This window comes from Qipengyuania gaetbuli, from assembly GCF_009827315.1.
Lineage (GTDB): Bacteria > Pseudomonadota > Alphaproteobacteria > Sphingomonadales > Sphingomonadaceae > Qipengyuania > Qipengyuania gaetbuli.
In genome coordinates, this window is record NZ_WTYF01000003.1 from 388086 (window position 1) to 412975 (window position 24890).

Here is a 24890-nt window from a genome sequence, read left to right on the forward strand (position 1 = left end):
CATTCCTCTTGGGGGCAAGCAGGATCGCAATGGAACCCGCCTTCAAACCCAAGATCACTCCGATCGACCGAATCCAGGAAAACCTCGTCGCCCGTGTGGAACGGCGCGCACTCAACTGGCTGTGCGCGAGGCTCCCGCGGCGCGTGTCGCCCGATATGCTGACCGCCTTCGGCATGTTCGGCGCCCTCATGGTGTTCGCCGGATATCTCGGCAGCAATGCCGATCGCGACTGGCTGTGGCTGTGCGTCGCAGGCTACGTGGTCCACTGGTTCGGGGATTCACTCGACGGGAGCGTGGCCCGCTTCCGCAAGATCGAGCGGCCGCGCTACGGCTATTTCCTCGACCACAGCTGCGATGGCCTCGCCACCACGCTGCTGGTCGTAGGGATCGGCCTTAGTCCGTACGTGCAGCTGGAAGTCGCACTGGTCGCATTGGCAGGATACCTGCTCATGTCGATCCACGCTTTCCTGTCGGTGCGCGTGCTCGGCGAATTGCGCTTGTCCTACATGAATGCTGGCCCGACCGAGCTGAGGTTGGTCCTGATCGCGCTGACACTCGTCATGTATTACGCCGGGCCGGAGGCGCCGGTTGTCTGGCATCTCAACGGCTTCGATCTCTTCGTCGGGGTGGTGGGGTGCATCCTCGTCGGTCTCTTTGTTCTGCAGACCGCGCAGGTCGCCGGGCGACTGGCGGTGGAAGAGCCTCCCCGCAACTAAGAGCGATAAAATCGCAATTGAGTGTTGCGTTAACATAACGATTTGCGTATCAGGCTCGCATGTCGAGGGTGATACACAATCGAATCGCCATGTTCCGCGCCGATGCGGGGCTGAGCCGCCGTGACCTTGCCGATGCCGTGGGTGTGAACCCGCAGACTATCGGTTTCCTGGAGCGCGGCGATTACAAGCCCAGCCTCGAACTGGCGCTCTCGATCGCCGAACAATTCGGCGTTCCGGTAGAGATGGTCTTTTCGTTCGAACCTTTCCCCTCACTGTCGCAGCAATTGGCGAAGGGACGCGAATAATGGCTTACGAGGGCAGCAGGATTGCTGAAGGGCTCGACCGCGCAGCGATGCGCGTGACCGGCCGGCAGGTCCATACGGGCAAGATCGGCCCGAAAACGACGATCGTGGCCACGCTGATATTCATGTCGCTTACCGTCATGGGCATGTACCTGGCGGTGCAGGGCGCGAAGGTCGGGCAGGGCATCGTCTTTTCGGCGGCCATGGGATCGCTCGCGATCAAGCTGTTCAACGACTACAAGGCGCGCGGCACCGGCCCGCTCGATGAGCGGGAACGGGCGATCTACTGGAAGTCCAACGCCCTCGGCGCGATGGTCCCGCTGGTCGGTGTCGCGGTGTGGTCGCTGTTGCTCGGCAACTTTGCCGACGACGGGCTCTGGTATCCGCGCCAATCCTTCGAATGGGTCGCACTGTCCTTCTTCCTGCTCGGCCTGATGACCCAGATCGGCATCATCGTGACTGGATGGCTGACGCCGTCCTACGCCGCCGATCTCGACGAAAACGACTGAATACGAGGTGGATCGCATGAGTTACGAACCGAAGGAAGTCCGGCGCAAGCAGTTGCGCATGCTGGCACCTGCGACCCAGATTGCACTTGCGGTGCTCCTTTTAGCGCTATCGTCACTCGCGCTTTACGCAGCGGCTGCAGGATGGGTCGACCAGACGGTAATGTCTACATTCATAGTGCTGATGACCTTGGTTCTTTCATCCCGGTCTGCCCTGCGAAGTGGTAATGACAGCCAGCTTGACGAGCATGACCGGCAAATGCGGTACTACGCCATTGCCACGGGCGGAATCGTGCCGGTTTTAACCCTGGCCGGCTATAGCCTCTTTCTTTCGGCTGGTGACACGCTGTGGCGACCTGTCAGCAAGGTCGAATGGGGTGCGTTCGGGATGTTCATGCTCGGTGCCACCATCCAGTGCGCAATCATTGCGGCGGCGCGCAAGACGCCTGCTTACGCAGCCGATCTCGACTTCGACGACTAGGACCTGAAGGCGAGGAAATCCCGGCCGGTGTAACTCCAACCTTGGCAAAAGCGGATCGCATGGCGATATCCCCCGCTCACGCTGACAGGAGCGCCGCATGGCCGATACCGACTACGACTACGATCTCTTCACCATCGGCGCGGGGTCGGGCGGCGTCAGGGCGAGCCGCGTTTCGTCCGCGCTCGGCGCTCGCGTCGCCATAGCGGAAGAGCACCGGGTCGGCGGAACCTGCGTCATTCGCGGCTGCGTGCCCAAGAAGATGCTCGTCTACGGCGCACACTTTGCCGAAGACCTCGAGGATTGCGCCCGCTTCGGCTGGGAAATCGGCGAGAAGAAGTTCGACTGGAAGGTGCTGCGCGACAACGTGCTGGCCGATGTGGACCGTCTGGAAGGTGCCTATACCGACACGCTTCAGAACCACGATGTGACGATCTTCAAGGAGCGGGCCGAGATCACCGGCGCGCACGAGATCACGCTTGCGAGCGGGCGGAAAGTCACGGCGAAATACATCCTTATCGCCACCGGTGCGCGTCCGCGCGTGCCCGAATGCGAGGGCGCCGAACACGCGATCAGCTCGAACGAGGCCTTCCATCTCGACGAACTGCCGAAGAAGATCATCATCGCGGGTGGAGGCTACATCGCCAATGAATTCGCCGGCATCTTCAACGAGTTCGGCTGCGACGTTCACGTGGTCAATCGCGGCGACCGCCTGCTGCGCAGCTATGACGAGGCGGTGCGCGACCGCTTGCTGCAGATCTCGACGATGAAGGGCATCAAGTTCCGCTTCAACACGACGTTCGAATACATCAAGCCTTGCGAAGACGGCGGCTACTTCGTGAAGTTGAGCGACAGCGACGAGGAGAAGGCCGACCTCGTCCTCTTTGCTGTCGGGCGCGTGCCGAACACCGAGGGCCTCGGCCTCGACAAGGCGGGGGTCGAGATGGGCGAGAATGGCGAGATCAAGGTCGACCGCTTCAGCAAGACGAATATCGATCACATCTATGCTGTCGGCGACGTGACCGACCGCGTGCAGCTCACCCCCGTCGCCATTCGCGAAGGTCAGGCATTCGCGCAGACGGTATTCGGCAAGGGCGACCCGGTCGCCGTCGACCATTCCTGCATTCCAAGCGCGGTCTTCAGCCATCCGCCTATCGCTGCAGTCGGCATGACCGAGGGTGAAGCGAAGAACGCGCTCGGCTCGGTCAAGGTGTACCTCTCCGACTTCCGCCCGATGAAGAACGTGCTCGCGGGCCGCAACGAACGCAGCCTCATGAAGATGATCTGCGACGGCGACAGCGGCCGCATCGTCGGCATCCACATGATCGCGCCCGAAGCACCCGAAATGATGCAGGCTGCGGCGATTGCCGTGAGGGCCGGGCTGACGAAGGCCGACTTCGATGCGACCACCGCCATCCACCCGACCATGGCGGAAGAGCTCGTGCTGATGCGCTGAGAATGGTATTCGCCGCTTCGAATTGCGCACCCCCCGTAATTCTGTAATAAGTAACCAGGTCAAGAGGTTGCACGGAGAATTCAAAGATGGACAGGGGCGAAAAGAAGCGGGATCGCGGCCTGCTAGTGCTCGCTGTCATGCTGGTCGCGGCCATTCTTGGCGGACCGGCAATCTTCTACGGTTTCCTCGCCATGGGTGAGGCCGGCGTCTTCGATAACGCGAAGGACAACTTCTGGCCGATCGTACTGGTCGTACTCGTGCTTGTGGTTGCGTGGTGGGTCTTCATCCTGTTCCTCGGGAGCCGCGACCTGCGGGCGAAAGACAGCGAATAGCCGCGGCAAAGCGCTCACCCGCGCGTCGGTATCAGCCGCTCTCTCGCCAGCATCTCCCGCGTAACGCCGACGCCGGACAATTCTTCCGGCCATTGTGCCGAAATCGCCAGCGCTTCCGCCGCCAGCGCCATGGCCGGTGAGGTCTGCAATCCGAAACCGCCCTGTCCCGCCAGCCAGAAGAAGCCGGTTGCTGCCGGATCGAAACCGCACACCGGCAAGCGGTCGGGCGCGAAGCTGCGCAAGCCCGCCCATTTGCTGGCAAGGCGCGTAATTGTGAGCGTCGTGGCCTCTTCGACCCGCCAAGCGGCGAGGGCGACGTCCTCTTCTTCCGGCTGCGCATCGCAGGGCTCGCTGTAGTGTTCGTCCATCGGGCAGGCGAGCAGGCGGCCGCGCCCCTCCGGCTCGATATAGAAGCCCGGACCGACAGTCTTGGTGAAGGGCCAGGGCGATACGTCAAGATCGGCCGGTACATCGAATGTGATCACAGTGCGGCGTAGCGGCCTTATGCCGATGGGCGCGACGCCAGCCAGCCCGGCAATCTCGTCAACCCAGGCCCCCGCCGCATTGACGATGACCTTGGCGGCATAGCTCTGTCCGGCGGTATCGGCGATCCAGTGGGAGCCGTCATGGCGCAGCGCCGAGACACTCGCCCGTGTAGCGACTTCGCTACCGGCTGCGATCAGCGAATGCCGATGCCCCTCCAGCATCGCGTGCGCATCGAGCTTGCGTCCCTTATCGTCGAGCAGGGCGCCGATGATCCCGCCTTCTCCGGCGCGAAGCACAGGCACCAGATCGCGCGCCTCATCGGCTGACAGGCGCCTGACGCCGGGTTGCCATTTGCGGTAGCCTGCTTCGACGCGATCGAACGCGCCTTCCTGCCCTTCGAGCGCAATGAACAGCGCAGGGTGCCGCTTGGCTGCCGGCTCCTCCAGAAGCGGGATACTGGCCGCTGTAAGGGCCCTGACCAGCGGCGCGTCCATGTCGAAATGGGCAAAGGCCGCGCTTCGGCCCGAAGCGTGTACGCCGGGTGCATCCTCGGCCTCGCACACGACGACGGACCCATGCCGGGCGAGGCGCGCGGCAGCGGACATGCCCGCGATCCCCGCGCCGATGACCAGATAATCGACCTTGCGCATCGAAACTCCGTTGCCCCCTGCAACCGTGCGGCCTAGCCTGCCTGCAAGGGAGGATAGTGATGCCAGGCACAGTACTCGTAACCGGCGGCACGGGCTATATCGCGGGCGAACTCATCCGCCAGCTTCTGGCGAAGGGGTGGACGGTTCACGCCACCGTGCGCAGCAAGGCGAAGAGCGAAGCGCGGTTGCGTGCCCTGATGGGCAATCCGGGCGAGGACCGGCTCAAGATTTTCGAGGCGGAGCTGATGAGCGACGACGGCTGGGCAGAGGCCAATGCCGGCTGCACGCATGTCGCCCACGTCGCCTCCCCGATCGCTGCCGCCACGCCGAAGGACGAGAACGAGATGATCGTGCCTGCCCGCGAAGGCACGCTGCGTGCCCTGCGTTTCGCAAAGGAAGCGGGCGTCATACGTTTCGTCCAGACCAGTTCGATGGCCGCCGTCGCATATGGCCGGAATGAGAAGGAATACACGGTCGACGAAAGCGACTGGACCGATGTGACCCATCCCGATGTCTATCCCTACGTGAAATCGAAGACGATTTCGGAACGCGCGGCGCGTGACTGGGTGGCGGAGCAGGGCGGGGACATGGAGTTCGTGTCGGTCAATCCGTCGATGGTGCTGGGACCCGTGGACGATGCGGATTTCTCGCCCTCGGTCGAAGCGGTGAGGCAAGTGCTGGCAGGAGCCATGCCGATGGCACCCGACCTAGGGTTTGCCGTCGTGGACACGCGCGACGTCGCCGATCTCCACGTCCGCTGCCTCGAAGAGCCGGGGCTGGGCGGCGAGCGTTTCCTTGCCGCAGGGCGTTTCCTCAAGATCATCGAGATCGCCGATATCCTGCGCGAACGCCTGCCGGCCGCGCACACCCGCAAGGTGCCGACCAAGGTGATGCCGAACTGGATGGTTTCGGTGCTCTCGTTGTTCAATCCGGGCGTCAAATCCATCAAGAGCGAGGTCGGCAAGTCGCGCCACGTCGATGCCAGCCACGCGAAGAACCGGCTGGGGTGGGAAACGCGTCCGGCCGAGGAAAGCATCGTCGATTGCGCGAAAAGCCTCATCGAACACGGTGTGGTGAAGGTTTGAAGCGTCCCGTTGCGGCATGGTTGGCGCGGCCCGGTTGCCAGCGCGCCGCCGGATAGCCAGAAGGGCATCAAACGAATCGCCTCTGGGGGTTTTCGATGAACGTATTGGCTTCGCGCGGCCAGCTTCGCGCAAGTTTCATTCGCTGGGCACTGTTCACCGTGCCCCTGTGCGTCCTCCTGGGCTTCCTGGCTGGCCAGCTCGGTGGCCCGAACAGCCTGTGGTTCCAGAACCTGGTGAAGCCCGGCATCTATCCGCCCCCGGCGACCTTCGGCATCGTCTGGACAATCCTTTACGTCATGATCGGCCTTTCGATTGCGCTGGTTTGCGCCGCCTGGGGCGCGCGCGGTCGCGGCATGGCTATCCTCGCCTTTGCGATCCATTTCCTGCTCAACCTCACCTGGACCCCGGTATTCTTCGGGATGAAGGAAATCACCGCCGCGCTGGTCGTGCTGGTCATGATCGACATCACGCTGCTGGTCGTTATCGCGCTGTTCTGGAAAGTCCGCCGGCTCGCGGCCATGCTGCTGCTGCCGTATCTCGCATGGGTGCTCTTCGCGACCGCGCTCAACTGGCAGTTCTTGCAGCTGAACCCGGATGCCGATGGCGGATTGCCTGCTGGCGGCACGTCCGAACGCGTGCGCATCGGGAATTGAAGCGCGACCACTTCGCGCCTAGATAGCCGCAATGCAAAGCCAGAACCCGCTCATCGCCGACTTCGTCAAACTCGCCAATTCCGCTGCCGGCACGCTTGCCGGCATGACGCGTGAGGCCCGCGAAAGCGCGCGCGAACGCGCCAAGGAAGCCTTCGGCGGGATGGATTTCGTCAGCCGCGAGGAGTTCGACGCGGTCAAGGCGATGGCAAGCAAGGCCCGCGAAGAATGCGACAAGCTGGCCGAGCGCATTGCCGCACTCGAAGCCAAGCAGGGCTGATCCTCCTACACAAAAGTCAGCTTAGGAACCGGTCGCGGTTGCGTGCGTCACCTGCCTGAAAGGTGACGCCATGCTGACCCAGCTCGATCCGCCCATTCCTTTGCACGTCCTCGGTCGCGGGGACAGCTATGCGCTCGCCGTCATCGATTACGGGCCGGAGCACAATCTGCTCTGGGTCACCGCGATCAACGAAACCGGCGAGATCTGGTGTGCACCCAATCCCGAAGTCAGGATGCAGCAGAACTGGTCGATGGGCCGCAAGAAGAGCCTTGCCGTCAAGTCGTCCCGCGAAGCATTGGCTCGCACGGGGATCGCGCCTAACGGTTAGCCATGTACCTGTCCGCCCCCGCGATCCTGCTTGCCGCGCGCCCGCATGGCGAGACGGCGGTCATTGCGCGGATGCTGACCGAAGAAAGCGGGGTCATGGCGGCCTATGTCGCCGGGGGCAGGGGCAGGCAGCTGCGCCCTGTGGTCATTCCCGGCAATCTCGTCGAAGCGGAAATCCGTTCCCGGTCGGATAGCCAGTTGCCCTTTGCCCGGCTCGAACTCGCGCAGAGCCGCGGGCCGTGGCTCAGCGAACCGCTGCCGGCCTCTGCCATCGCCTGGGTATGCGCGCTGACGGCAAGTGCGCTCCCCGAACGCAATCCCTATCCCAGCCTCTATGCCGCGCTGGCGGCATTGCTCGATGCGATCTGCAACGCGCCATCGGCGCGCGGCTGGGCGCCTGCATTGGCGAGCTACGAAATCCTCCTGCTGCGCGAACTGGGCTATGGGGGCGAGCGACCCGAGATAGCGGGGCTTGGCGCGGCTCTGGAAATTCTCGACCGCAACGAGGCCCAAATCGCCCGCTACCTGCTTGCGGACACGCGGGCGGACGTTCTAGCCGCTAGGACTGTATTGAGGCAGCGGCTGGGACGCATAGGAACATGAAGATTGCGGTATTGGCCGGAGACGGCATCGGCCCCGAAGTCACGCGCGAGGCGCTGAAGGTCCTTGATGCACTGTCCCTGCCGGGTCTCGTCCTTTTTGAAGGCGATGTCGGCGGAATTGCCTACAAGCGCCATGGCCATCCGCTACCCGCAGAAACGCTCGAAATGGCCCGCGCGGCCGATGCCGTGCTGTTTGGCGCGGTCGGCGATCCCGAATGCGATACCCTCCCGCGCGAACACCGGCCCGAACAGGCGATCCTGGGCTTGCGCAGCGAGCTGAGGCTGTTTGCGAACCTGCGTCCTGCTGCCGGTTTTCCCGGCCTCGAAGATCTCTCCCCGCTCAAGCCGGAGCTGGCGCGGGGGATCGACCTGCTGGTCGTGCGCGAACTCAATGGCGACGTCTATTTCGGCAAGAAGGGCGAACGCGATAGTGCCGGGGGGCGCGAAGGGTGGGACGACATGTCCTACAACGAGGCGGAAGTGCGGCGGATCGCCCACACCGGTTTCCGGGCCGCGCAGAAGCGCCGCAAGAAACTGACCAGCGTCGACAAGGCCAATGTCCTCGAAACCAGCCGCATTTGGCGCGAGGCGGTCATCAAGGTCGCGGCCGAATATCCCGATGTGGAGCTCGACCACATGTATGTCGACAATGCCGCCATGCAGATGGTGCGCAGCCCCGGCCAGTTCGACGTGGTCCTGACCGGCAATCTGTTCGGCGACATCCTGTCCGACCAGGCGAGTGCCTGCGTCGGCTCGATCGGCCTGCTGGCGAGCGCCAGCCTCGGCGAAAGGCAGACCGGCTTCGGTACCTTCGGCCTTTACGAACCGATCCACGGCAGCGCGCCCGACATTACCGGGCAGGGCAAGGCCAATCCGATCGCGGCCATCCTCAGCCTCGCCATGCTGCTGCGCCATTCGCTCGGCCGCGAGGAAGAGGCGAACCGCATCGAACGGGCAGCCGCGAAGACGTTGGCGAGCGAAATCCGCGGCGCGGACCTCGGCGGAAGTGCCTCTACCGGGGAAATCGGCGATGCCGTGGTTAGGAACCTGCTAAGCATATCTTGAGATTTTCCCGCTAGTCGGGCCATGCAATGGACATGGATCCGCAAACCCAGCCGGCAAGCACCGCAGCGACCGCAAGGCCGCTCGAACTGGCCATCATCCTGCCGACGCTCAACGAGCGTGACAATCTCGCCCCGCTCGTCGTCAGGATCGAGGAGGCGCTCGGTCCGGCGGGCTGGGAAGTGCTCATCGTCGACGACAACTCCGCCGACGGTACTGCCGACGAGGCGCGGCGCATCGCGCTTCGCGACCCGCGCGTCCGGGTCATCCAGCGGATCGGGCGTCGCGGCTTGTCCAGCGCCGCGATCGAGGGGTTCTGCGCAACCGCAGCCCCCTATTGCGCGGTCATGGACGCCGACCACCAGCACGATCCCAAGCTGCTCGCCGTGATGCTTGCCAGCGTGAAGGCGGGCGAGGCGGACGTCGCTGTCGCCAGCCGCTTTGCCGAAGGGGCAAGCATGGAGGAGTGGGGCAGGCCCGACCGCGAGAAGCTGTCGAGCATCGCCAACGGCCTTGCGCGCAGGCTCACCGGTGTTGAGTTGTCCGATCCGATGAGCGGGTTCTTCCTGCTGCCGACCGAAATCGCCCGGCGTCTCGTGCCGAACCTTTCCGGGATCGGCTTCAAGATATTGCTCGACCTGCTGGCGACCTCGAAAACACCGCTCAGGGTGAAGGATTTCCCGATGAATTTCTCCGCGCGCCGCTCGGGCGAAAGCAAGCTCGACCGTGCCATCGCGCTGGATTTCCTCGCTGGCCTATACGACAAGAGCTTCGGCAGGATCATCCCGACCCGCTTCGCGCTGTTCGGCACGGTCGGCGCGCTGGGCGTGCTGGTCCACATGGCCATTCTCTACGTTTTCCTGCTGGTTGCAGGCACGAACTTCAGCTGGAGCCAGGCCGCCGCGACCTTTGGTGCGATGACCTTCAATTTCTGGCTGAACAATTTCCTGACCTATCGCGACCGCCGCCTGAAAAGCGCGAACCGGATATTCTGGGGCTGGGCGAGCTTCATTGCGGCCTGCTCGATCGGCGCCTTTGCCAACGTGGCCGTCGCAACGACACTGCACGACCGCGGTTTCCACGAGCTGGTAGCAGCATTGGTCGGCATCGGTATCGGTTCGGTATGGAATTACGCTCTGTCGAGCCGCTTCGTCTGGGGCCGGTTCTGACCAATTACTTCCAGCCGTCGATCCACGCCCAGGTCGCGAAGCTGTCGGGTCCTGCCAGCGGTTCTGCGGCGAGGATCTCGTAGAAAAATCCGAAAAACAGCGCGCTCAGCACCAGCACGGCGCCTGAAACTTTTTTCCAGCCCGCCCGCCAAAGGTCGTCCAGCGTGAGTGCCAAGGCGATCAGCAGGAAAGTACTCGGCAGGAAGTAGTGGTAATAGAACTGGGTCGATTTCTCCGCGACCAGCCACAGGCCAAGGCTGACGGCATAGAGCACAGCGATGGCACCGTGTGCGGGCGACTTCTGCGAAATGCCGCGCATCGCACACCAAACCAGCGCCGGCAGGCCTAGCAGCATGGTCAGGGGGTTGCCGACCAGCAAGACGCCGCGCTGCGCACCGTCCACGTTTTCGTAGAGATACCAGATGGCCCGCAGGTTGAGCATCCATTCGGGCCAGGTGGATTCGTAAGGATGGCTCTGAAGGACCTGCGTCTGGAGATCGAGCATGAGCCTGTGATGCGCGGCGATGCCCTCGTTTATTCCGTCGACCTGAAATGAATAGGCGGGCCAGAACGTCAGCCAGTAAACGAACAGCGGCAGTATGCCGAGCCACAGGAAAGCCTCGACCAGCGTCATGCCGGGCACTGGCATCCCGCGCCGCGACAGGAACAGGCGGCGGCGGCCCGCGAACCACCTCAGTACAAGGAAGGCGATACCGGGCGCCATGGCGAGCGGCACGGCATTCCATTTCGCGCCCATCGCGAGGCCCAGCGCGATCCCTGCCAGGGCAAGGCTGCGGCGGCCGGTTTCCGGCTCGCGCATGGCGGCGGCCAGCTGCCAATATGCCAGCGCGATCGCGCAGACCATGAAGATGTCGAGCATGGCGATGCGCGAATGGATGAACAGGTGGAAGCCGGTCGCGACAAGCGTACCTGCGGCGACAACGGCAAACCGGCTCAGCGTTGCGAACCATGCCGCCCGCATGATTGCGAAGAGTGCCAGCGCGCCGGCGAGAGAGGAAAACAGGCGCCAGCCCCAAGGGTTGTCGCCGAAGATCGCAATGCCGAGCGCAATCATCTCCTTGCCGAACATGGGATGTTCGCGATTGGTGAAATTGCCCAGTTCGAGCAGCTCGCGCGCTGCCGGGAGGTAATGCACCTCGTCGAAATAGGGCGCGCTGGGGATCGCGAGGTTCCACAGCGCCAGCAGCCAGAAGCCGACCGCAAGCGCGGCGCACCAGGCAATCGGATCGCGGGGCTGCTCAGGTGCGCGGCTCATCACGCTGCGGCTTAGGCAGCGGCGGCGCGAGCTGCAACCCGCATCAGGCTTCTGTACGCGCTTCCAGCCAGAAAAGGCGTGCGGCCATGGCGAGCAGGCCGATACTTGCAGTTGCCGCGACGAACAGCAGCCATGGCACTAGGTTCATCCCTGCCGCACGTGCCCGAGGTGCAATCAGGAAAACCGCGATCCCGACTGCGAACAGCAGGTCCCACCAGACCTGCACGCCCCACAGGTTTTCCGTGTGATTGGTCCAGACCAGCAGCACGCCCTCGCGCGCGATCGTCACTGCGGTGAAGGCTGCGAACCCTGCCGCAAGGGCGGCTGCCAGAGTGGCGCTGCCGGTCTTCGGAGAACCTGCGAGGATGTAGCCGAACGCCATGACTATTGAGACGAGGCCGGCGGCGGCGAGGATTTCGTAAGCGGACACAGGCATTCCCCGATTCGAATGTAGCAGACGCTACACTTGTAGCCTTGTGTAGCAGTCGCTACAAGTGGGGCATGAAGACTGGCCGTATGTCGCGCGAAACCCTGCTTCCTGCGCTGGCTGCCCACGTCATGCAGAACGGGCTGGGAAGCTTGTCGCTTCGGCCGCTCGCCAGGTCGGCCGGCACCAGCGACCGGATGCTGATCTATCATTTCGGCAGCAAGGAAAGGCTGGTCGAAGCCTTGCTCGACTTCCTCGCGCTGCAGTTCACGCAGGCGCTCGATACGGCCTTTCCAGCCCGGCGATCGGTATCGCGGCGTGCCTGTGCGCAGACGGTGTTCGACATTACCGGCCAGCCCGAGTTCGCGCCCTTCTTCAGGGTCTGGTGGGACATCGTGGCAGGGTGCGCGGCCGGTGACAGGGCCCATCTCGACGCGGCTGGCAGGATAATGGACCGGCTGCTCGATTGGGTCGTCGACCACTTGCCAGAAAGCGATCCCGATCCTGCCGAGGGCGCGCGCGCGGTGCTGGCAGTGATCGAGGGGGCCCAAATGCTCAGGGCGGTCGGGCGCGGGTCCATCGGCCAAGCGGGGCTTTCCGCCCTCGAAGGCTGAGCCGCTTGCGGCACGCTTTGCGCGTGCTATCCCGCAGGCGATGAAAAAGACCACCGGTACAGATCGCTCGATCACTTCGAAGTGGCGGCCAGCCACGCAGGCCGTGCGCGGGGGCACCTGGCGTAGCGAGCATGGCGAGACCAGCGAGGCGCTGTTCCTCACCTCGGGCTATACCTACGACAACGCGCAGACCGTCGCCGATCGCTTTGCCGGCGAGGCGGAGGGCATGACCTATTCGCGCCTCCAGAACCCGACCGTCGCCATGCTGGAAGAGCGCATCGCGCTGATGGAAGGTGCCGAAGCGTGCCGTGCGCAGGCGAGCGGCATGTCGGCCATGACCACGGCGCTGCTGTGCCAGCTTTCGGCAGGCGACCATGTCGTGGGTGCACGCGCGGCCTTCGGCTCGTGCCGCTGGCTGCTCGACCACCTCCTCCCCCGCTTCGGTATCGAGACCACCGTCGTCGACAGCGCCGATGATGATGCGTGGGAAGCTGCCATTCGTCCCAACACCAAGGTCTTCTTTTTCGAGACCCCGGCCAATCCGACGCTCGACGTGGTCGACCTCGCCCATGTCTGCGCTGTCGCCAAGGCGCACGGCATCACGACGGTGGTCGACAATGCCTTTGCCACCAGCGCGCTGCAAAGGCCGATGGACTTCGGCGCCGACGTGGTCGCCTATTCCGCCACCAAGCTGATGGACGGGCAGGGCAGGGTCCTGGCGGGCGCGGTCTGCGCTTCGCAGGAGTGGATCGACGAGGTCCTGCTGCCGTTCCAGCGCAACACCGGCCCGAACATCGCGCCGTTCAATGCCTGGGTCGTCCTGAAGGGCCTCGAGACGCTGAGCCTGCGTGCCATGAAGCAGAGCGAGAATGCGGTTGCACTGGGCAAGGCGATCGAGGGCCGGGTGCCGAAGATGCTGCATCCCGGCCTAGCCAGCCACCCGCGTCATGAACTGGCGACACGGCAGATGACCGCGACAGGCCCGATTTTCGCCTTCGATGTCGGCGACCGCGCGACCGCGTTCCGTGTTCTCGATGCGCTGGAACTGGTCGATATTTCGAACAATATCGGCGATGCGCGCAGCCTCATGTGTCACCCTGCCAGCACGACCCATGCGGGCATGACGCAGGAAGCGCGCGACGAGATGGGCGTGACAGAGGGTCTGCTGCGTATCAACGTCGGGCTCGAGGACGTGGAGGACGTCAAGGAAGACCTCGAACGCGCCCTGGGGGCTGCGGGGCTGTGAGCAGGCCTGCCGCCCTTGTCGTCGGTGCAGGCGACGGGCTGGGCGGGGCCATCGCCAAGGCTTTTGCACGCGAAGGCCTGACTGCCTGCGTTACCCGCCGCCCGCGCCACGAGGACAAGCTTGCTGGGCTAGTGTCCGAAATCGAGGCCGAAGGGGGCAGCGCCATCGCTTTCGGGGTCGATGCGCGCGACGAGGAGGACACGATTGCCCTGTTCGAACGGATCGAGCGGGAAGTCGGCCCGCTCGAAGTGGTCGTTTTCAACATCGGCGCGAACGTGCGTTTCGGCATCCGCGACACGACCGCGCAGGTCTATCGCAAGGTGTGGGAAATGGCGGCCTTTGCCGGCTTCCTCGCAGGCAGGGAGGCGGCAAGGCGCATGGTGCCCCGCGGTCGGGGTTCGATCCTGTTTACCGGCGCAACCGCCAGCCTGCGCGGCGGGGCGGGGTTTTCCGCATTTGCCGGGGCGAAACATGCTCTGCGGGCCTTGGCGCAATCGATGGCGCGCGAACTGGGCCCCGAGGGCATCCATGTCGCCCATGTCGTGATCGACGGTGCGGTGGACGGCGATTTCATCCGCGGCCTCTACCCCGATTGGGAGGAAAGGCTGGCGGAAGACCGGCTGCTAGTGCCGGCGAGTATCGCGGAAGAATATGTGCGGCTCTGGAAACAGCCGCGTAACGCATGGACGAACGAGCTGGACCTGCGCCCGTGGAAGGAGCAATTCTGATGAGCAAGACGGTCGAATTCATTCTCGATCTGGCCGCGCCCAATGGCTACCTCGCCTGGTATCCGCTGAAGGATATCGTGGCACGCACGGGCGCAGAATTGCTCGTGACACCCGTCTTCCTCGGCGGGATGCACAAGCTGACCGGGAACGCGCCGCCGATGATGCGCGACGCGAACGTGAAGGGGAAGGTCCCCTATGCCGCGCTCGAATTCCAGCGCTTTCTCGACCGCCACGCGATGACGAAATTCCGGATGCATCCGGCGCTGCCGTTCAATTCGATCCTGCTGCAGCGCGTCCTTGTGGCGGCGAAAGACCAGCAGGAGATGCAGGCGCTCGTCGATGCGTTCCAGCCGGCGGTGTGGGAGCAGAACATCGACTGCTCCGATGTCGAGGCAGTGGGCGGCGTGCTGGCCGAAAGCGGTTTCGATGCGCAGCGCCTGCTTGGCGCAACGCAGGACGCGGAGGTTAAGCAGCGGCTGGTGGACAACACTTCGCAGGCCGTCGAACGCGGAGCCTTCGGCATCCCGACTTTCTTCGTCGGGTCCGAGATGTGGTTCGGCAAGGAACGGCTCGGCCAGCTCGAAGAATACCTGACCGGCGGCAAACCCTAGGGCGTCAGCTCGGCAGGTAGATCTGCTTCGTTTCCGTCAGTGTAATCGGCGGGATCATCGCGAAGGGGATGATCGGGCGTAGCTGCACGGTCATGGTCATCGTGCCTGTCTCGGCATTGTTCACCGTGCCGCGCCGGAAGGTCAGCGTCTGGACGGCGTTGGGATCGACCCCGATCAGCGCAGCGCGCGTGGTCGCGATGACGGTTGCGTCGGTGGCTGCCGGATCGACCTTGGCCAGTCGCAGTCCTTCTCCCATCGCATTGCGCATCGACCCGTTGGCGTTGAGCACCAGGCCGAAGTTCAGGATGCCGATCATCAGCGCCACCAGCACGGGCAGCGCGATGGCGAACTCGATTCCGAAGGAGCCTTCGCGGTCGCGGCGCAGGCGCTTGAAAAGATGCGTCATTGCAGCCTCACGATGCTGTCGCCGGTCACGGTGGTCGGCGAATAGGGAACGGTGGTCCCGCTGAACATGGCACCCATGTTGCGCCAGTTGAAACCGGTCGACACGGGTTGGTCGATTGCGACGCTCACGAAGCGCTTCTGGACCTGTCCGGGCGAGCAGTTGCTGTTGAAGCTGTACCCTTGCGTCCCGTCGCATTCGAGGATCAGCTGCACGCGGATGTCGCTGGTCGGGCGGTTGCTGGCGTTGCGGGCCTCGGCCACGAGATAGCTCGTGTCGGTGGAGGTCGGCCGCTTGGCAAGGGCGAGGTCGGTAGTCTGCTGCGCAGCCTGCTCGAGATCGATGCGCGTTGCCACGATCACCGACAAATCGACCATGCCGAGGAACAGCAGCGCGAGCAGCGGGGCGGCGAGCGCCAGTTCGACGAAGCCGACACCCGAAGTGTCGCGATAGAGCTTGCGGAGGAAGTGATACAGCATGGCCTACTCCACCACCCTGATCGTGAAGGCGGACGAATTGATCGTCGTCAGGTCAGGGTCGCAATTGTTGTCGATGTTGTTCGTCCCGCCGAAGCGCACGCGCTGGGTGACGATCAGCAGGCACTGCGCAGTCTGCGACGAATCCCCGTTGTAAATCAGGTCGTTGGTCGGGAAATAGATCGCCCCGTGCAGGTTGATGTCCGAACCGCCGTTGATCGTGTTGCTCAGGTCCGACGCGATGCGGTCCTGGTAGAACAAGATCCCGCCCCACAGCGGGTCTTCCGCCATGGTTGGTGCGCGAATGTCGATTTCCGCGCTGCCGTTCACCGACAGGGTCGCGACCTGCGTAGGGTTGTTCCCGGTCAGGATAAAGGTGACCCCCCCGGTCGTGCCGGGAGCCATGAAAACCTCTGCACCCGAGTTGATCGTCAGCGAACCGCCATCGATCACGTAGACACCGGGGCGCAGGTAAACGGTGCCCTGGATACGCAGCCCGTTATTGTAGCGGCACGGATCGAGCGTGCGGGTCTGGCCGGGCGTCACGTTGACATTGTTGAGGTTACAGGTTGGCGACCAGGTCAGGTTGCGGCTCGCCAGCGGATCCTCGACTGGCAGGCCATAGGATACGAGCGAGGCGTTGGACGGCAAGTTGCCCGATCCGTAGTCGATCCCCCCGACACTCATGACGAGGTCGGTATTGAGGAAGCTCGAACCGCCGAGGTCGACCGAAACGCCCCCCGGAGAATTGGACGAAACCGGGCAGCCCAGATTGACTTGCGCGCCGCCGAAGACGTCGATGCCCGTGCCATCGGTTGCCAGTGCGCGCACGCACGGATTGCCGATTGCGACGGCGGTGGCGACGGCGCGGGTGCGTATGGTGGGCGGGGTCGACAGGAAGACGGAAGAGAAGGGCAGGGCGCGGCTGGTGGTCGCGACGACTTCGATCGCCCCGCTGTCGCCCGTCCAGGCGCCGCTGGTCGGCGGCGTGGAAACCAGCTCGATCGTGTGGACCGTGTTGGCGGTGCGTCCGACCTCGCTGGTGACTGCCGTGTTGTGGTCGCGCCCGAAGGACATGGCAAGCGCGCCGGCAACGGCGCCGGTATCGACGGCCTGCTGCATCTGCCGTTTCCAGAGATACCACTGGACCGTGTCCACGCTGATCCCCGCGGCCCCGACGAGCGCAGTGATCCCGGCCCCTGCCATAAGCAGCAGGTTTCCGGTCGTGTCCTTCTTCAGACGCTGCAGAAATGTTCCGATACGCCTGCCCATTGCGTTGCCCCTCGGCTTGAATTTCTCCGAGAATGGAAACTACCCCTCCCTGGCTAAGAGAAAGTCGCAAACCGCGGTAAATCGATATTAACCATGACATCGGCTCATCTGCGCGCAGCGAGCCAAGTCAGGGGCGCGAATAACTGTTCATCGTCCTGCAAATTTCTGCGCTTGCGGAACCCATTGCGGCCAAGTCCGCACGCATTCGTGAACGCGAGGCACGCAGCCATTATCTCCGCATTCTGCACCATTCTCGCTGAAAACGGCGGATAAGTGGGGTTTCTGCAGCCTCCCGGCCTTGTCGTCCGCAGCCGAATTCCTAATTTGGTACATGTGATCAAGGAGCTTTTTCAGCACGCCGCCACGACCGACGGGATTACCGTCCGAGTTGCCGTGAATTTCCTTCCCGAACAGTCGCAGCCCGATGCCGACAAGTGGTTCTGGGTCTATCACATCCGCATCGAGAACGGTTCGCACGAAAAGGTTCAGCTCAAGACCCGTCATTGGCGCATCACCGATGCGCGCGGCATGGTCGCCCATGTTGATGGCGAAGGGGTCGTGGGCGAACAACCACTGCTCGCACCCGGGGCCAGCCACGATTATGTGTCGGGTTGTCCACTGGAAACACCCTATGGCTCGATGGAAGGTTTCTACACCTTCGTGCGCGAGGACGGCTCGCCTTTCGAGGTGCGAATTCCCTTCTTCCCGCTGGCCGCACCCGCGACCGCCGGCTGAGGGTCAGTCCTCTTCCTCTTCCTCTTCCAACTCGTTCGAGAAATCGAACTTGCCGATCTTGATCCTGGGCTTTCGGCCCAGCCATTCGGCGAGGACTTCCAGATCCTTGGTCAGCGGCCAAGTGGCAAGCGCGGCCCGGCTTTCGTCCATGTAGAGGACAAGTGACTTCTTCTTGAGCCGCAACCTGCTGGAGGCGAGGGCGACTCTTGCGCCTGCGCCCAAGCGGCGGGCCAGGCGGTAGCCGAGCCCCCAGGTAAGACCTTCGCGAAGGTCCTCGTCGCTTGCGAGGCGGCGCAGGCGGTTAGGAACCTCCGTCGCGCCGAGGCTGCCGAGAAGCGCGGCACAGATCATCGCACGGTCGCGCGGCGTGCAGTCGATCCATCGCTTGTCCAGCGCCCATTCGGTCGCATGGTTGGACCGCAGGTTAGGCTCCACGCGCTGGAGGGCGAGGGCGAGCTGTGCCGCCGCGAGGCGAAGACGCTCGTTCCGCTTGCCGCCCCCGCTGGCGAGATCGACCGTCCAGCCTGCAATGCGGGTCGCATCGACGATCGGCGCATCGCGCGGTTCGGCAAAGGCGTGGACGCCCGCCAGCAGCGGGTCGAGCGAACGGGTAAGGTCGTTGAGCTGCGAAAACAGCAGGCCTTCGCGAATGCCCCAGCTCGAAAAGACGAGGCTTTCCGGCTTCAATTCGGCCAGCAGGGGTTTCAGCAATGCGGCCGCATCGGGAAGGTATCCGGCACGCATCGGCGATATGCCCGAAATCTCCATCAGCTTTTCGGGGTCGGCATCGACCAGCCTTCCGGCAAGATCTTGCGCCTCCTCCACCGTCAGGCAGAACCCGTGGGGGTCGGTCAGCGGATAATCGCATTCACGCATCGCGTAATGTGCCAGCGCCCGCCACGTGCCGCCGATCATGTAGAGCGGGCCTTCGTGACCCGAAGCCCAGCCGACGCCGGACAGCGTGTCGTGAACCTGCTGTTCGAAATCGCCGGCCGCGGCACGCTGGGCAGGAAGGCGTAGTGTGCCGAAGGGCAGGCTGACCGCATCGTGGCATTCGCCATCGCCAATGGAGACGAGTTCGAGACTGCCGCCGCCGAGGTCGGCAATCATGCCTTTCGCACCGGGAAAGGCGCCGATGGCACCGAAAGCGGAAGCGCAGGCTTCCTCCTCACCCGACAGCAGGCGCGGAGATAGGCCAAGCGCAGCGACGAGGTCGAGAAATTCCCCGCCGTTCTCGGCATCGCGCGCGGCGGCCGTCGCGACCGTCTGCACATCGTCGATACCGCGGTCACGGATAATCAGGGCGTAGCGGGCAAGGGCGGCCAGCGCCTCGTCCATGGCCTCTTCGGGAATGCGGCCTGTTTCCGACAGATCGCGGCCGAGGCGTGCGGCGACCTTCTCGTTCCACACGGTTTCCGGCGAGCGGGCCGTGCCTTCGTAGAGCACGAGGCGGACGGTGTTCGACCCGATGTCGATGACGGCACGGGGCGGATGGATCAGGCGGCGCTGCCACTTGGCGCTGCGCGATTTGACGGAGGTCATCGTTTCGCCCCGCTCAGCGTGAGGCGCGGGACCTCATGCCGCTGGAGAGCGGAGCCACGCCCGGAAAGCGAAGGGTTCGACATGAAATATTCGTGGCAGTTGAAGCCGCCGTCGCCCTTGCGCATCCGCAGGTACTGCCCGTCGGGGCCGAGGCGCCAGCTCTGTTCGGTGTCGAGGATATTGGCCAGCATGACTTGCCCCAGCATCTGGTCGTGGACCGTTTTGTTGGTGACCGGGACCAGCACTTCCACGCGCCGGTCGAGATTGCGGCTCATGGCATCGGCGCTGGTGATGAACACCTTGGCCTGCCGGCTCGGAAGCGCCTTGCCATTTGCGAAGGTCCACATGCGACCATGTTCGAGAAAGCGCCCGATGATCGACTTCACGCTGATGTTTTCGCTGAGGCCGGGGATGCCGGGCCTCAAGGAACAGATGCCGCGCACCACCATGCGGATTTCGACGCCCGCCTTGCTCGCTTCGTAAAGCTTGTCGATCATCGCCTGGTTGGTGATCGAATTGAGCTTCACCCATATGCCCGACGGCTTGCCCGCCCGTGCATTGGCGATTTCGACGTCGATCAGCTCGTACAATTTCTCGCGCAGGCCGATGGGCGAGATGGCGATCTTCTCCAGGGCATCCGGCTCGATGTAGCCGGTGATGAAGTTGAACATCTTGGCTGCATCGCGCCCCAAAGCCGCATCGGCGGTGAAATAGCTGAGGTCGGTGTAGATGCGCGCATTGACCGGGTGGTAATTGCCCGTGCCGAAATGGCAGTAGGTGCGATAGCCGTCTTCCTCGCGCCGCACGACGAGGCTGACCTTGGCGTGCGTCTTCCATTCGGTGAAGCCGTAGATCACCTGCACGCCTGCGCGTTCGAGCTCGTTCGCCCAGCGGATGTTGCGCTCCTCGTCGAAGCGCGCTTTCAGTTCGACCACCGCGGTCACGGCCTTGCCGTTCTGCGCGGCCTCCACCAGCGCGGCGATGACGGGTGATTGGTCGCCTGCGCGGTAAAGCGTCTGCTTGATCGAGACGACCTGCGGATCGACTGCCGCCTGGTGCAGGAAATCGACCACCACTTCGAAGCTTTCGTAGGGGTGGTGAATGACCATGTCCTTCTCGCGGATGGCCGTGAAGACATCGCCGTCATGGGCCAGCACGCGCTCGGGATAGCGGGGCGAGAAGGGAGTGAACTTGAGGTCCGGACGCGGTTCGTTGCAGATCGCCGAGAGGTCGGACAGGCCCAGCATCCCGCCGGTCTTCACGATCATCGCCGCGTCGACGTCGAACTGTTCGCGCAGCAGCGCCTCTGCCGAGGCGTCGCATTCGTCGTCGAGTTCGAGCAGGACCGCACGGCCCCGGCGCCGGCGCTGGATGGCGGTGCGGAAATAGCGCACGAGGTCTTCGGCTTCGTCCTCGACCTCGATATCGCTGTCGCGCAGGACGCGGAAAATGCCGTCGCCGAGGATCTTGAAGCCCGGGAAGAGCTGGCTGGCGAACCGGGTCACCAGCTGTTCGATGGCGACATAGATCGCCTTTTCGCCGGGCACGCGCACGAAGCGCGGCGCGCCGCTGGGGATCAACACCATTTCGACCAGCTCGCCCTTGCGGCGACCGCGCTTGAGGCGGAACAGCACGCCCATCCCGCCGCTGGCAACGAAGGGGAAGGGATGCGAAGGGTCGATGGCCTGCGGCGTGATCAGCGGCAGGATGTCGGTGGTGAAATAGTCTTCGAGCCAGTCCTGCTGCTGCTTGTCGAGCTGCTCGACCAGCGCGATCAGTATGCCTTCGTCGGCCAGCAGGCCGCGCAGTTCGTCGAGGCTGTCCTGCTGGCGGTGCTCCAGCTGAAGGACCTGTTCGCGGATCGCGTCGAGTTGCTGGCGCGGGCTCAGCCCGTCGATCCCCGGCGTTTCGATGCCGCGATGCACCTGCCCTTCGAGGCCGGCGATGCGTACCATGGTGAATTCGTCGAGGTTGCTTCCGGAAATCGACAGGAAGCGAAGGCGTTCGAGCAGCGGATAGCGGGCGTTTTCGCTTTCCGCCAAAACGCGGCGGTTGAAGCTCAGCCAGGACAGTTCGCGATTGGTATAGCGGTCTTCCAGCGCCATCGGCTCCTGCGGGGTGTCCGCATGGGAATCGCCGGTTTCGGCCTCGGGGCCGGAACTGGGGGCATTGCCTAACGTCACTGCGTTTCCTCTGCTGGCTTGCCGGTCAGCGTAAAGCGAGCGTGCGCTATTGGAAAGGGTTTCGCGTTGCCACCCGATGCGCAGGCGTGTCGGAATTCCGTCATAAATGCGCGTAAAGCGCCGCCAATTCGTCCCACAGCGTGGGGCTGGAGGCACCAAGGAGGCCGGTGCGCCTATGTTCGTCGACCCGGTAGGGGGAGCCGTCCGGGCGGGCCGCCTTGCCGCCGGCTTCTTCCAGCCACAACACGCCTGCCGCATGGTCCCAGGCCAGCGTGCGCTCGAAGATGGAAACGTCGTTTTCGCCCAGCGCGAGGCGCGGATATTGTTCGGCAGCGCAATAGGGGATGTCGACAAGCGCGTATGCCGGCTCGATATGCCGTTTGGTTGCCTCGCGACGCGCTTCTTCCATGTAGACGAGCGAGATTGCCGCGACAGGCGGCGTCCGTCCGGTGCCCTTGGCGGTGACGCGCTCGCCATCGACGAAGGCACCCTTGCCGCGATGGGCGGAGCAGAACCGGCCCGTCAGGCAGTCGTAGATCCAGCCGGACTGAGTGAACCCGCCTTCAGCGCGGGCGACGAGGACGCCGAACGGGCCGTGGCCGTTGGCGAAATTGCGCGTCCCGTCGACCGGATCGACGATCCAGCATGGCTGGTCGAGCCGGTCTAGCACCGAAGGGTCTTCATGCGCCGCCTCCTCACCGACGAAGGCGATCGTGCCATCGATGCGCGCCAGTCCTTCGCGCAGGAGCTTTTCGGATTCGCGGTCGGCGATGGTGACGGGATCGTTGCCGCCCTTGTCCTCGACTTCGCCCGCCGAAAGATTGCGAAAGCGCGGCAGGATTGCCGTTTCCGACACCTTCCGCAGCAGGGCGAGTATCTCGGCGTCGAGCGCACTCAAGAACGGTAATCCGCGTTGATATCGATATATCCGTGCGTCAGGTCGCAGGTCCACACGGTCGCACGGCCTGCGCCAAGGCCAAGGTCCACGTCGATGCGGATGTCCTGCCCTTCGAGGTGGCGGGCCACCGGAGCCTCGTCGTAATCGGGCAGGGGCTGGCCGTCGCGCGCGGCCCAGGTGCCACCGAAACCGATGGAGAGACTGTCGCGGTCGGCGGGTTCGCCTGCCTTGCCTACCGCCATGACCACACGGCCCCAATTGGCATCGCCGCCGGCAATCGCGGTCTTCACGAGCGGCGAGTTGGCGATGGACATGGCGATCTTGCGCGCGCTCGCATCGTCGGTTGCGCCGGTCACCGCGATCTCGATGAACTTCTGCGCGCCTTCGCCGTCGCGAACGACAAGCTGTGCAAGTTCGCGGCACACTTCGAGGAGCGCGGAATAGAAAGCGTCCGCGCCGGCGCTTTCCCAGCCGGAAAGAACCGGATTGCCAGCCTTCCCCGTAGCGAAGAGCATCACCGTGTCGCTGGTCGAAGTGTCGCCATCCACCGTGATGCAGGAAAACGTCTCGCTGCTCGCGCGCGAAAGCATCTGCTGGAGGAAGGCCGGTTCCACCGCCGCATCGGTGAAGATGTAGCCGAGCATGGTCGCCATGTCGGGCGCGATCATGCCGCTGCCCTTGATGATGCCGCACAGCTCGACCCGCGTACCCCCGACCAGCGCCGATGCATGCGCGCCCTTGGTGAAGGTATCGGTCGTGCCGATGGCGCTCGCCGCCTCTTCCCAACTGCACGGCTGCGCTTCGAGGGCGGCGGCCACGCCTGCGCGCGCCTTGCCCTTGGGCAGCGGAACGCCGATCACGCCGGTCGAGGACACGAAGACCTGTTCCGCCGGGCAGCCGAGCGCTTCGGAAACCTGCTCCATGATCTGCACCACCGCCTCGCGCCCGCGGTATCCGGTGAAGGCATTGGAATTGCCGGCGTTGACCACGAGCGCACGTGCATGGCCGTTGGCGACGTTTTCCCGGCCCAGTTCCACTTCGCTCGAGGCGCAGGCGCTCTTCGTGAATACGCCGGCGACGCTGGTGCCTTCGGCCAGTTCGGCAAAGGTCAGGTCGGCGCGGTCCCATTCCTTGTAGCGCGCACGTGCCACCCGCAGCACGGCACCGTCGATGGCGGGCATGGCGGGGAAGGGCTTCGCGAGCGGAGAAGGGGTCAGGTCCATCCCGTGCGGATTATTGGGATGGCCGGTTGCGTCAAGTTCTATCGCCCTTTATCCCGTCCCGCGACGCAAGCAGGCCCGACCGATCCGGACGGTGCCCGCTTTGGGGGGACGCAATGAAATATCCGATCGCATTGATTTCGCTCGCCTTTGCTCCGCCACTCGCGGCGCAGGTTGTGGAACTGAACCCGACCAGGCGCGAGGTGGTCGAGGATCCGGCCGAAAAGGCCGAGCCTGCCTCGAACCCGGGTACATGGGTGACGACGGACGATTATCCGAGCTGGGCCGCACGGGCTGGTACCAAGGGCCGCGTGGTCACGAACCTGACGATCGAAGCGACCGGCCGGGTAAGCCGGTGCGAGATCGTCACCAGCAGCGGAGTCTCCGAACTCGACCGCACGGCGTGCGAGAAACTGATGGAACGCGCGCGGTTCAAACCGGCCCGCGACAACAAAGGCGTGCCGGTCGCATCACTGTATGAACAGGCGGTTCGGTTTACCCTGCCGAGCGCGACGCAGCTGCCCGAGGAATTCGATCTGGTGATGGAATTCGTCATCTCTCGCGACGGTTCGGTGCGCGAATGCCAGATAACTGGCGCACCGAAGAACACGGAGAAGAACCCTTGCGAGAACGCGCCCACTTTCGAACCTCCGCGGGCCGAAGACGGCACGCTGGAAGAGCGCCGCTATCGCATGACCCACAAGATCGAGCGCCTGCCGGTCGGTGACTGAGCCCGGCCCGTTCAAGAAAGTTTCATATTCGGCAGGCAATTCTCCTCGCGGGTAAATCCGACAGCGGGGTGGACGGCATGACGATCAGCACTTATCTTAGCCGCACGATGATCGCCCGTTTCCTCGCCTTTCTTGCGCTCCTGACCGGCCTTGCCGCGCTGGGCGCGCCTGCGCAGGCGTTCGAAGGATCGGTCGGCGTCGGCGTCGAACAGCGTGCCGACCAGGACGATGCCAAGGACGCGCAGTCGCAATGCGCGGAACGGCAGCGCAAGCAGAAGTCGCGTACCGACAAGCTGACGCCCTGCAAGCCGCAGCAGCCGGTCGTGATCTACATTCCGACGGTGATGTTCGGCCCCGACCGCGCTTTCGAATAGCGTCTTTCCGGACCTGACGGTTTCCTGCCCGGCACCACCTGCGTGCGCGGGCA

30 protein-coding genes are annotated in these 24890 nt (G+C 64.0%); 20 read left to right on the plus strand and 10 right to left on the minus strand.

Translation table 11 applies throughout. The features are described from left to right. Nucleotides 1–29 precede the first annotated feature (29 nt). From GRI42_RS02065 to GRI42_RS02090, 6 genes are all read left to right on the plus strand, one after another. The gene (locus GRI42_RS02065; protein WP_160606401.1) at nucleotides 30–716 is read left to right on the plus strand and encodes a CDP-alcohol phosphatidyltransferase family protein; all 687 of its coding nucleotides are present in this window, start codon (nucleotides 30–32) and stop codon (nucleotides 714–716) included. Between the two features lie 59 nt (nucleotides 717–775). After that, the gene (locus GRI42_RS02070; protein ID WP_160606402.1) at nucleotides 776–1021 is read left to right on the plus strand and encodes a helix-turn-helix transcriptional regulator; all 246 of its coding nucleotides are present in this window, start codon (nucleotides 776–778) and stop codon (nucleotides 1019–1021) included. Further along, nucleotides 1021–1527: a hypothetical protein gene (locus GRI42_RS02075; protein ID WP_160606403.1), complete on the plus strand. Its 507-nt coding sequence runs from the start codon at nucleotides 1021–1023 to the stop codon at nucleotides 1525–1527. The genes GRI42_RS02070 and GRI42_RS02075 overlap by 1 nt, the downstream gene beginning before the upstream one ends. 16 nt (nucleotides 1528–1543) lie before the next feature. Continuing rightward, on the plus strand, nucleotides 1544–2005 hold the full coding sequence (locus GRI42_RS02080) for a hypothetical protein (protein ID WP_160606404.1): 462 nt from the start codon (nucleotides 1544–1546) through the stop codon (nucleotides 2003–2005). 97 nt (nucleotides 2006–2102) lie between these two features. Next, nucleotides 2103–3458 carry a glutathione-disulfide reductase gene (gene gorA / locus GRI42_RS02085; RefSeq protein ID WP_160606406.1) on the plus strand — a complete coding sequence of 452 codons (1356 nt, stop codon included), beginning with the start codon at nucleotides 2103–2105 and terminating at the stop codon, nucleotides 3456–3458. 86 nt (nucleotides 3459–3544) lie between these two features. After that, complete coding sequence (locus GRI42_RS02090; RefSeq protein WP_160606408.1) at nucleotides 3545–3790, plus strand: hypothetical protein; 246 nt, start codon at nucleotides 3545–3547, stop codon at nucleotides 3788–3790. 14 nt (nucleotides 3791–3804) lie between these two features. Here GRI42_RS02090 and GRI42_RS02095 read toward each other — a convergent pair whose 3' ends face one another. Further along, on the minus strand, nucleotides 3805–4926 hold the full coding sequence (locus tag GRI42_RS02095; RefSeq protein ID WP_160606410.1) for an NAD(P)/FAD-dependent oxidoreductase: 1122 nt from the start codon (nucleotides 4924–4926) through the stop codon (nucleotides 3805–3807). Between the two features lie 59 nt (nucleotides 4927–4985). On the opposite strand from GRI42_RS02095, the gene GRI42_RS02100 reads away from it, so the two are divergent. The 7 genes from GRI42_RS02100 (at nucleotide 4986) to GRI42_RS02130 (ending at nucleotide 10101) form a co-directional block, all read left to right on the plus strand. After that, nucleotides 4986–6011 carry an NAD-dependent epimerase/dehydratase family protein gene (locus tag GRI42_RS02100; protein WP_160606412.1) on the plus strand — a complete coding sequence of 342 codons (1026 nt, stop codon included), beginning with the start codon at nucleotides 4986–4988 and terminating at the stop codon, nucleotides 6009–6011. A 95-nt stretch (nucleotides 6012–6106) separates the two neighbouring features. Further along, a complete protein-coding gene (locus GRI42_RS02105) occupies nucleotides 6107–6664 on the plus strand; it encodes a TspO/MBR family protein (RefSeq protein ID WP_160606414.1) in 558 nt (185 codons plus the stop codon). A gap of 31 nt (nucleotides 6665–6695) precedes the next feature. Beyond that, nucleotides 6696–6941, plus strand: a complete 246-nt coding sequence (locus tag GRI42_RS02110) for an accessory factor UbiK family protein (protein ID WP_160606416.1) — start codon at nucleotides 6696–6698, stop codon at nucleotides 6939–6941. 70 nt (nucleotides 6942–7011) lie between these two features. Next, nucleotides 7012–7269, plus strand: coding sequence for a hypothetical protein (locus GRI42_RS02115; RefSeq protein WP_160606418.1), 258 nt, complete (start codon nucleotides 7012–7014; stop codon nucleotides 7267–7269). Nucleotides 7270–7271: 2 nt separating this feature from the next. Then, nucleotides 7272–7871, plus strand: a complete 600-nt coding sequence (recO, locus tag GRI42_RS02120; protein ID WP_160606420.1) for a DNA repair protein RecO — start codon at nucleotides 7272–7274, stop codon at nucleotides 7869–7871. Next, nucleotides 7868–8935, plus strand: a complete 1068-nt coding sequence (gene leuB / locus GRI42_RS02125; RefSeq protein WP_160606422.1) for a 3-isopropylmalate dehydrogenase — start codon at nucleotides 7868–7870, stop codon at nucleotides 8933–8935. Before recO ends, leuB begins: the two co-directional genes overlap by 4 nt. A gap of 32 nt (nucleotides 8936–8967) precedes the next feature. Next, on the plus strand, nucleotides 8968–10101 hold the full coding sequence (locus tag GRI42_RS02130) for a glycosyltransferase family 2 protein (RefSeq protein ID WP_199800386.1): 1134 nt from the start codon (nucleotides 8968–8970) through the stop codon (nucleotides 10099–10101). A 4-nt stretch (nucleotides 10102–10105) separates the two neighbouring features. Here the strand turns inward: GRI42_RS02130 and GRI42_RS02135 are convergent, their stop codons facing one another. Together GRI42_RS02135 and GRI42_RS02140 are read right to left on the minus strand one after the other, a co-directional pair. Continuing rightward, on the minus strand, nucleotides 10106–11377 hold the full coding sequence (locus tag GRI42_RS02135) for a phospholipid carrier-dependent glycosyltransferase (protein ID WP_160606426.1): 1272 nt from the start codon (nucleotides 11375–11377) through the stop codon (nucleotides 10106–10108). 43 nt (nucleotides 11378–11420) lie between these two features. Continuing rightward, nucleotides 11421–11813: a hypothetical protein gene (locus GRI42_RS02140; RefSeq protein WP_234033761.1), complete on the minus strand. Its 393-nt coding sequence runs from the start codon at nucleotides 11811–11813 to the stop codon at nucleotides 11421–11423. 65 nt (nucleotides 11814–11878) lie between these two features. Between GRI42_RS02140 and GRI42_RS02145 the strand changes: the two genes are divergently transcribed. The 4 genes from GRI42_RS02145 to GRI42_RS02160 are packed head-to-tail and all read left to right on the plus strand — an operon-like array spanning nucleotide 11879 to nucleotide 15003. Further along, a complete protein-coding gene (locus GRI42_RS02145) occupies nucleotides 11879–12418 on the plus strand; it encodes a TetR/AcrR family transcriptional regulator (protein ID WP_234033762.1) in 540 nt (179 codons plus the stop codon). Between the two features lie 40 nt (nucleotides 12419–12458). Beyond that, entirely contained in the window at nucleotides 12459–13664 is a 1206-nt protein-coding gene (locus GRI42_RS02150) for a trans-sulfuration enzyme family protein (protein WP_160606428.1), read from the plus strand. After that, entirely contained in the window at nucleotides 13661–14392 is a 732-nt protein-coding gene (locus GRI42_RS02155; RefSeq protein WP_160606430.1) for an SDR family oxidoreductase, read from the plus strand. The genes GRI42_RS02150 and GRI42_RS02155 overlap by 4 nt, the downstream gene beginning before the upstream one ends. Beyond that, entirely contained in the window at nucleotides 14392–15003 is a 612-nt protein-coding gene (locus GRI42_RS02160; protein ID WP_160606432.1) for a 2-hydroxychromene-2-carboxylate isomerase, read from the plus strand. The genes GRI42_RS02155 and GRI42_RS02160 overlap by 1 nt, the downstream gene beginning before the upstream one ends. Nucleotides 15004–15007: 4 nt before the next feature. Here GRI42_RS02160 and GRI42_RS02165 read toward each other — a convergent pair whose 3' ends face one another. From GRI42_RS02165 to GRI42_RS02175, 3 genes are read right to left on the minus strand one after another with little or no spacing between them, the layout of a single operon-like run. Further along, the gene (locus GRI42_RS02165; protein WP_160606434.1) at nucleotides 15008–15409 is read right to left on the minus strand and encodes a TadE/TadG family type IV pilus assembly protein; all 402 of its coding nucleotides are present in this window, start codon (nucleotides 15407–15409) and stop codon (nucleotides 15008–15010) included. Beyond that, entirely contained in the window at nucleotides 15406–15885 is a 480-nt protein-coding gene (locus GRI42_RS02170; RefSeq protein ID WP_160606436.1) for a TadE/TadG family type IV pilus assembly protein, read from the minus strand. The genes GRI42_RS02165 and GRI42_RS02170 overlap by 4 nt, the downstream gene beginning before the upstream one ends. Nucleotides 15886–15888: 3 nt before the next feature. Further along, nucleotides 15889–17154: a TadE/TadG family type IV pilus assembly protein gene (locus tag GRI42_RS02175; RefSeq protein ID WP_160606438.1), complete on the minus strand. Its 1266-nt coding sequence runs from the start codon at nucleotides 17152–17154 to the stop codon at nucleotides 15889–15891. Between the two features lie 336 nt (nucleotides 17155–17490). Between GRI42_RS02175 and apaG the strand changes: the two genes are divergently transcribed. After that, on the plus strand, nucleotides 17491–17889 hold the full coding sequence (gene apaG / locus GRI42_RS02180; RefSeq protein WP_160606534.1) for a Co2+/Mg2+ efflux protein ApaG: 399 nt from the start codon (nucleotides 17491–17493) through the stop codon (nucleotides 17887–17889). Between the two features lie 3 nt (nucleotides 17890–17892). Here apaG and GRI42_RS02185 read toward each other — a convergent pair whose 3' ends face one another. The 4 genes from GRI42_RS02185 to argJ form a co-directional block, all read right to left on the minus strand. Then, nucleotides 17893–19431: a Ppx/GppA phosphatase family protein gene (locus GRI42_RS02185; RefSeq protein ID WP_160606440.1), complete on the minus strand. Its 1539-nt coding sequence runs from the start codon at nucleotides 19429–19431 to the stop codon at nucleotides 17893–17895. Next, the gene (locus GRI42_RS02190; RefSeq protein ID WP_325065286.1) at nucleotides 19428–21614 is read right to left on the minus strand and encodes an RNA degradosome polyphosphate kinase; all 2187 of its coding nucleotides are present in this window, start codon (nucleotides 21612–21614) and stop codon (nucleotides 19428–19430) included. The genes GRI42_RS02185 and GRI42_RS02190 overlap by 4 nt, the downstream gene beginning before the upstream one ends. A gap of 100 nt (nucleotides 21615–21714) precedes the next feature. After that, nucleotides 21715–22512, minus strand: coding sequence for an inositol monophosphatase family protein (locus GRI42_RS02195; protein ID WP_160606442.1), 798 nt, complete (start codon nucleotides 22510–22512; stop codon nucleotides 21715–21717). Then, nucleotides 22509–23735 (minus strand): bifunctional glutamate N-acetyltransferase/amino-acid acetyltransferase ArgJ, encoded by a 1227-nt coding sequence (gene argJ, locus GRI42_RS02200; protein WP_160606444.1) that lies wholly within the window; start codon nucleotides 23733–23735, stop codon nucleotides 22509–22511. The genes GRI42_RS02195 and argJ overlap by 4 nt, the downstream gene beginning before the upstream one ends. Before the next feature lie 113 nt (nucleotides 23736–23848). Between argJ and GRI42_RS02205 the strand changes: the two genes are divergently transcribed. Continuing rightward, nucleotides 23849–24463 (plus strand): energy transducer TonB, encoded by a 615-nt coding sequence (locus GRI42_RS02205; protein WP_160606446.1) that lies wholly within the window; start codon nucleotides 23849–23851, stop codon nucleotides 24461–24463. A 77-nt stretch (nucleotides 24464–24540) separates the two neighbouring features. Beyond that, the gene (locus tag GRI42_RS02210; protein ID WP_160606448.1) at nucleotides 24541–24837 is read left to right on the plus strand and encodes a hypothetical protein; all 297 of its coding nucleotides are present in this window, start codon (nucleotides 24541–24543) and stop codon (nucleotides 24835–24837) included. The last annotated feature ends 53 nt before the right edge of the window (nucleotides 24838–24890 follow it).

Coding starts and splice junctions, on each gene's coding strand:
- GRI42_RS02065 (WP_160606401.1), top strand. CDS start 30: ATGGAACCCGCCTTCAAACCCAAGATCACTCCGATCGACCGAATCCAG.
- GRI42_RS02070 (WP_160606402.1), top strand. CDS start 776: ATGTCGAGGGTGATACACAATCGAATCGCCATGTTCCGCGCCGATGCG.
- GRI42_RS02075 (WP_160606403.1), top strand. CDS start 1,021: ATGGCTTACGAGGGCAGCAGGATTGCTGAAGGGCTCGACCGCGCAGCG.
- GRI42_RS02080 (WP_160606404.1), top strand. CDS start 1,544: ATGAGTTACGAACCGAAGGAAGTCCGGCGCAAGCAGTTGCGCATGCTG.
- gorA (WP_160606406.1), top strand. CDS start 2,103: ATGGCCGATACCGACTACGACTACGATCTCTTCACCATCGGCGCGGGG.
- GRI42_RS02090 (WP_160606408.1), top strand. CDS start 3,545: ATGGACAGGGGCGAAAAGAAGCGGGATCGCGGCCTGCTAGTGCTCGCT.
- GRI42_RS02095 (WP_160606410.1), bottom strand. CDS start 4,926: ATGCGCAAGGTCGATTATCTGGTCATCGGCGCGGGGATCGCGGGCATG.
- GRI42_RS02100 (WP_160606412.1), top strand. CDS start 4,986: ATGCCAGGCACAGTACTCGTAACCGGCGGCACGGGCTATATCGCGGGC.
- GRI42_RS02105 (WP_160606414.1), top strand. CDS start 6,107: ATGAACGTATTGGCTTCGCGCGGCCAGCTTCGCGCAAGTTTCATTCGC.
- GRI42_RS02110 (WP_160606416.1), top strand. CDS start 6,696: ATGCAAAGCCAGAACCCGCTCATCGCCGACTTCGTCAAACTCGCCAAT.
- GRI42_RS02115 (WP_160606418.1), top strand. CDS start 7,012: ATGCTGACCCAGCTCGATCCGCCCATTCCTTTGCACGTCCTCGGTCGC.
- recO (WP_160606420.1), top strand. CDS start 7,272: ATGTACCTGTCCGCCCCCGCGATCCTGCTTGCCGCGCGCCCGCATGGC.
- leuB (WP_160606422.1), top strand. CDS start 7,868: ATGAAGATTGCGGTATTGGCCGGAGACGGCATCGGCCCCGAAGTCACG.
- GRI42_RS02130 (WP_199800386.1), top strand. CDS start 8,968: ATGGATCCGCAAACCCAGCCGGCAAGCACCGCAGCGACCGCAAGGCCG.
- GRI42_RS02135 (WP_160606426.1), bottom strand. CDS start 11,377: ATGAGCCGCGCACCTGAGCAGCCCCGCGATCCGATTGCCTGGTGCGCC.
- GRI42_RS02140 (WP_234033761.1), bottom strand. CDS start 11,813: ATGCCTGTGTCCGCTTACGAAATCCTCGCCGCCGCCGGCCTCGTCTCA.
- GRI42_RS02145 (WP_234033762.1), top strand. CDS start 11,879: ATGAAGACTGGCCGTATGTCGCGCGAAACCCTGCTTCCTGCGCTGGCT.
- GRI42_RS02150 (WP_160606428.1), top strand. CDS start 12,459: ATGAAAAAGACCACCGGTACAGATCGCTCGATCACTTCGAAGTGGCGG.
- GRI42_RS02160 (WP_160606432.1), top strand. CDS start 14,392: ATGAGCAAGACGGTCGAATTCATTCTCGATCTGGCCGCGCCCAATGGC.
- GRI42_RS02165 (WP_160606434.1), bottom strand. CDS start 15,409: ATGACGCATCTTTTCAAGCGCCTGCGCCGCGACCGCGAAGGCTCCTTC.
- GRI42_RS02170 (WP_160606436.1), bottom strand. CDS start 15,885: ATGCTGTATCACTTCCTCCGCAAGCTCTATCGCGACACTTCGGGTGTC.
- GRI42_RS02175 (WP_160606438.1), bottom strand. CDS start 17,154: ATGGGCAGGCGTATCGGAACATTTCTGCAGCGTCTGAAGAAGGACACG.
- GRI42_RS02185 (WP_160606440.1), bottom strand. CDS start 19,431: ATGACCTCCGTCAAATCGCGCAGCGCCAAGTGGCAGCGCCGCCTGATC.
- argJ (WP_160606444.1), bottom strand. CDS start 23,735: ATGGACCTGACCCCTTCTCCGCTCGCGAAGCCCTTCCCCGCCATGCCC.
- GRI42_RS02205 (WP_160606446.1), top strand. CDS start 23,849: ATGAAATATCCGATCGCATTGATTTCGCTCGCCTTTGCTCCGCCACTC.
- GRI42_RS02210 (WP_160606448.1), top strand. CDS start 24,541: ATGACGATCAGCACTTATCTTAGCCGCACGATGATCGCCCGTTTCCTC.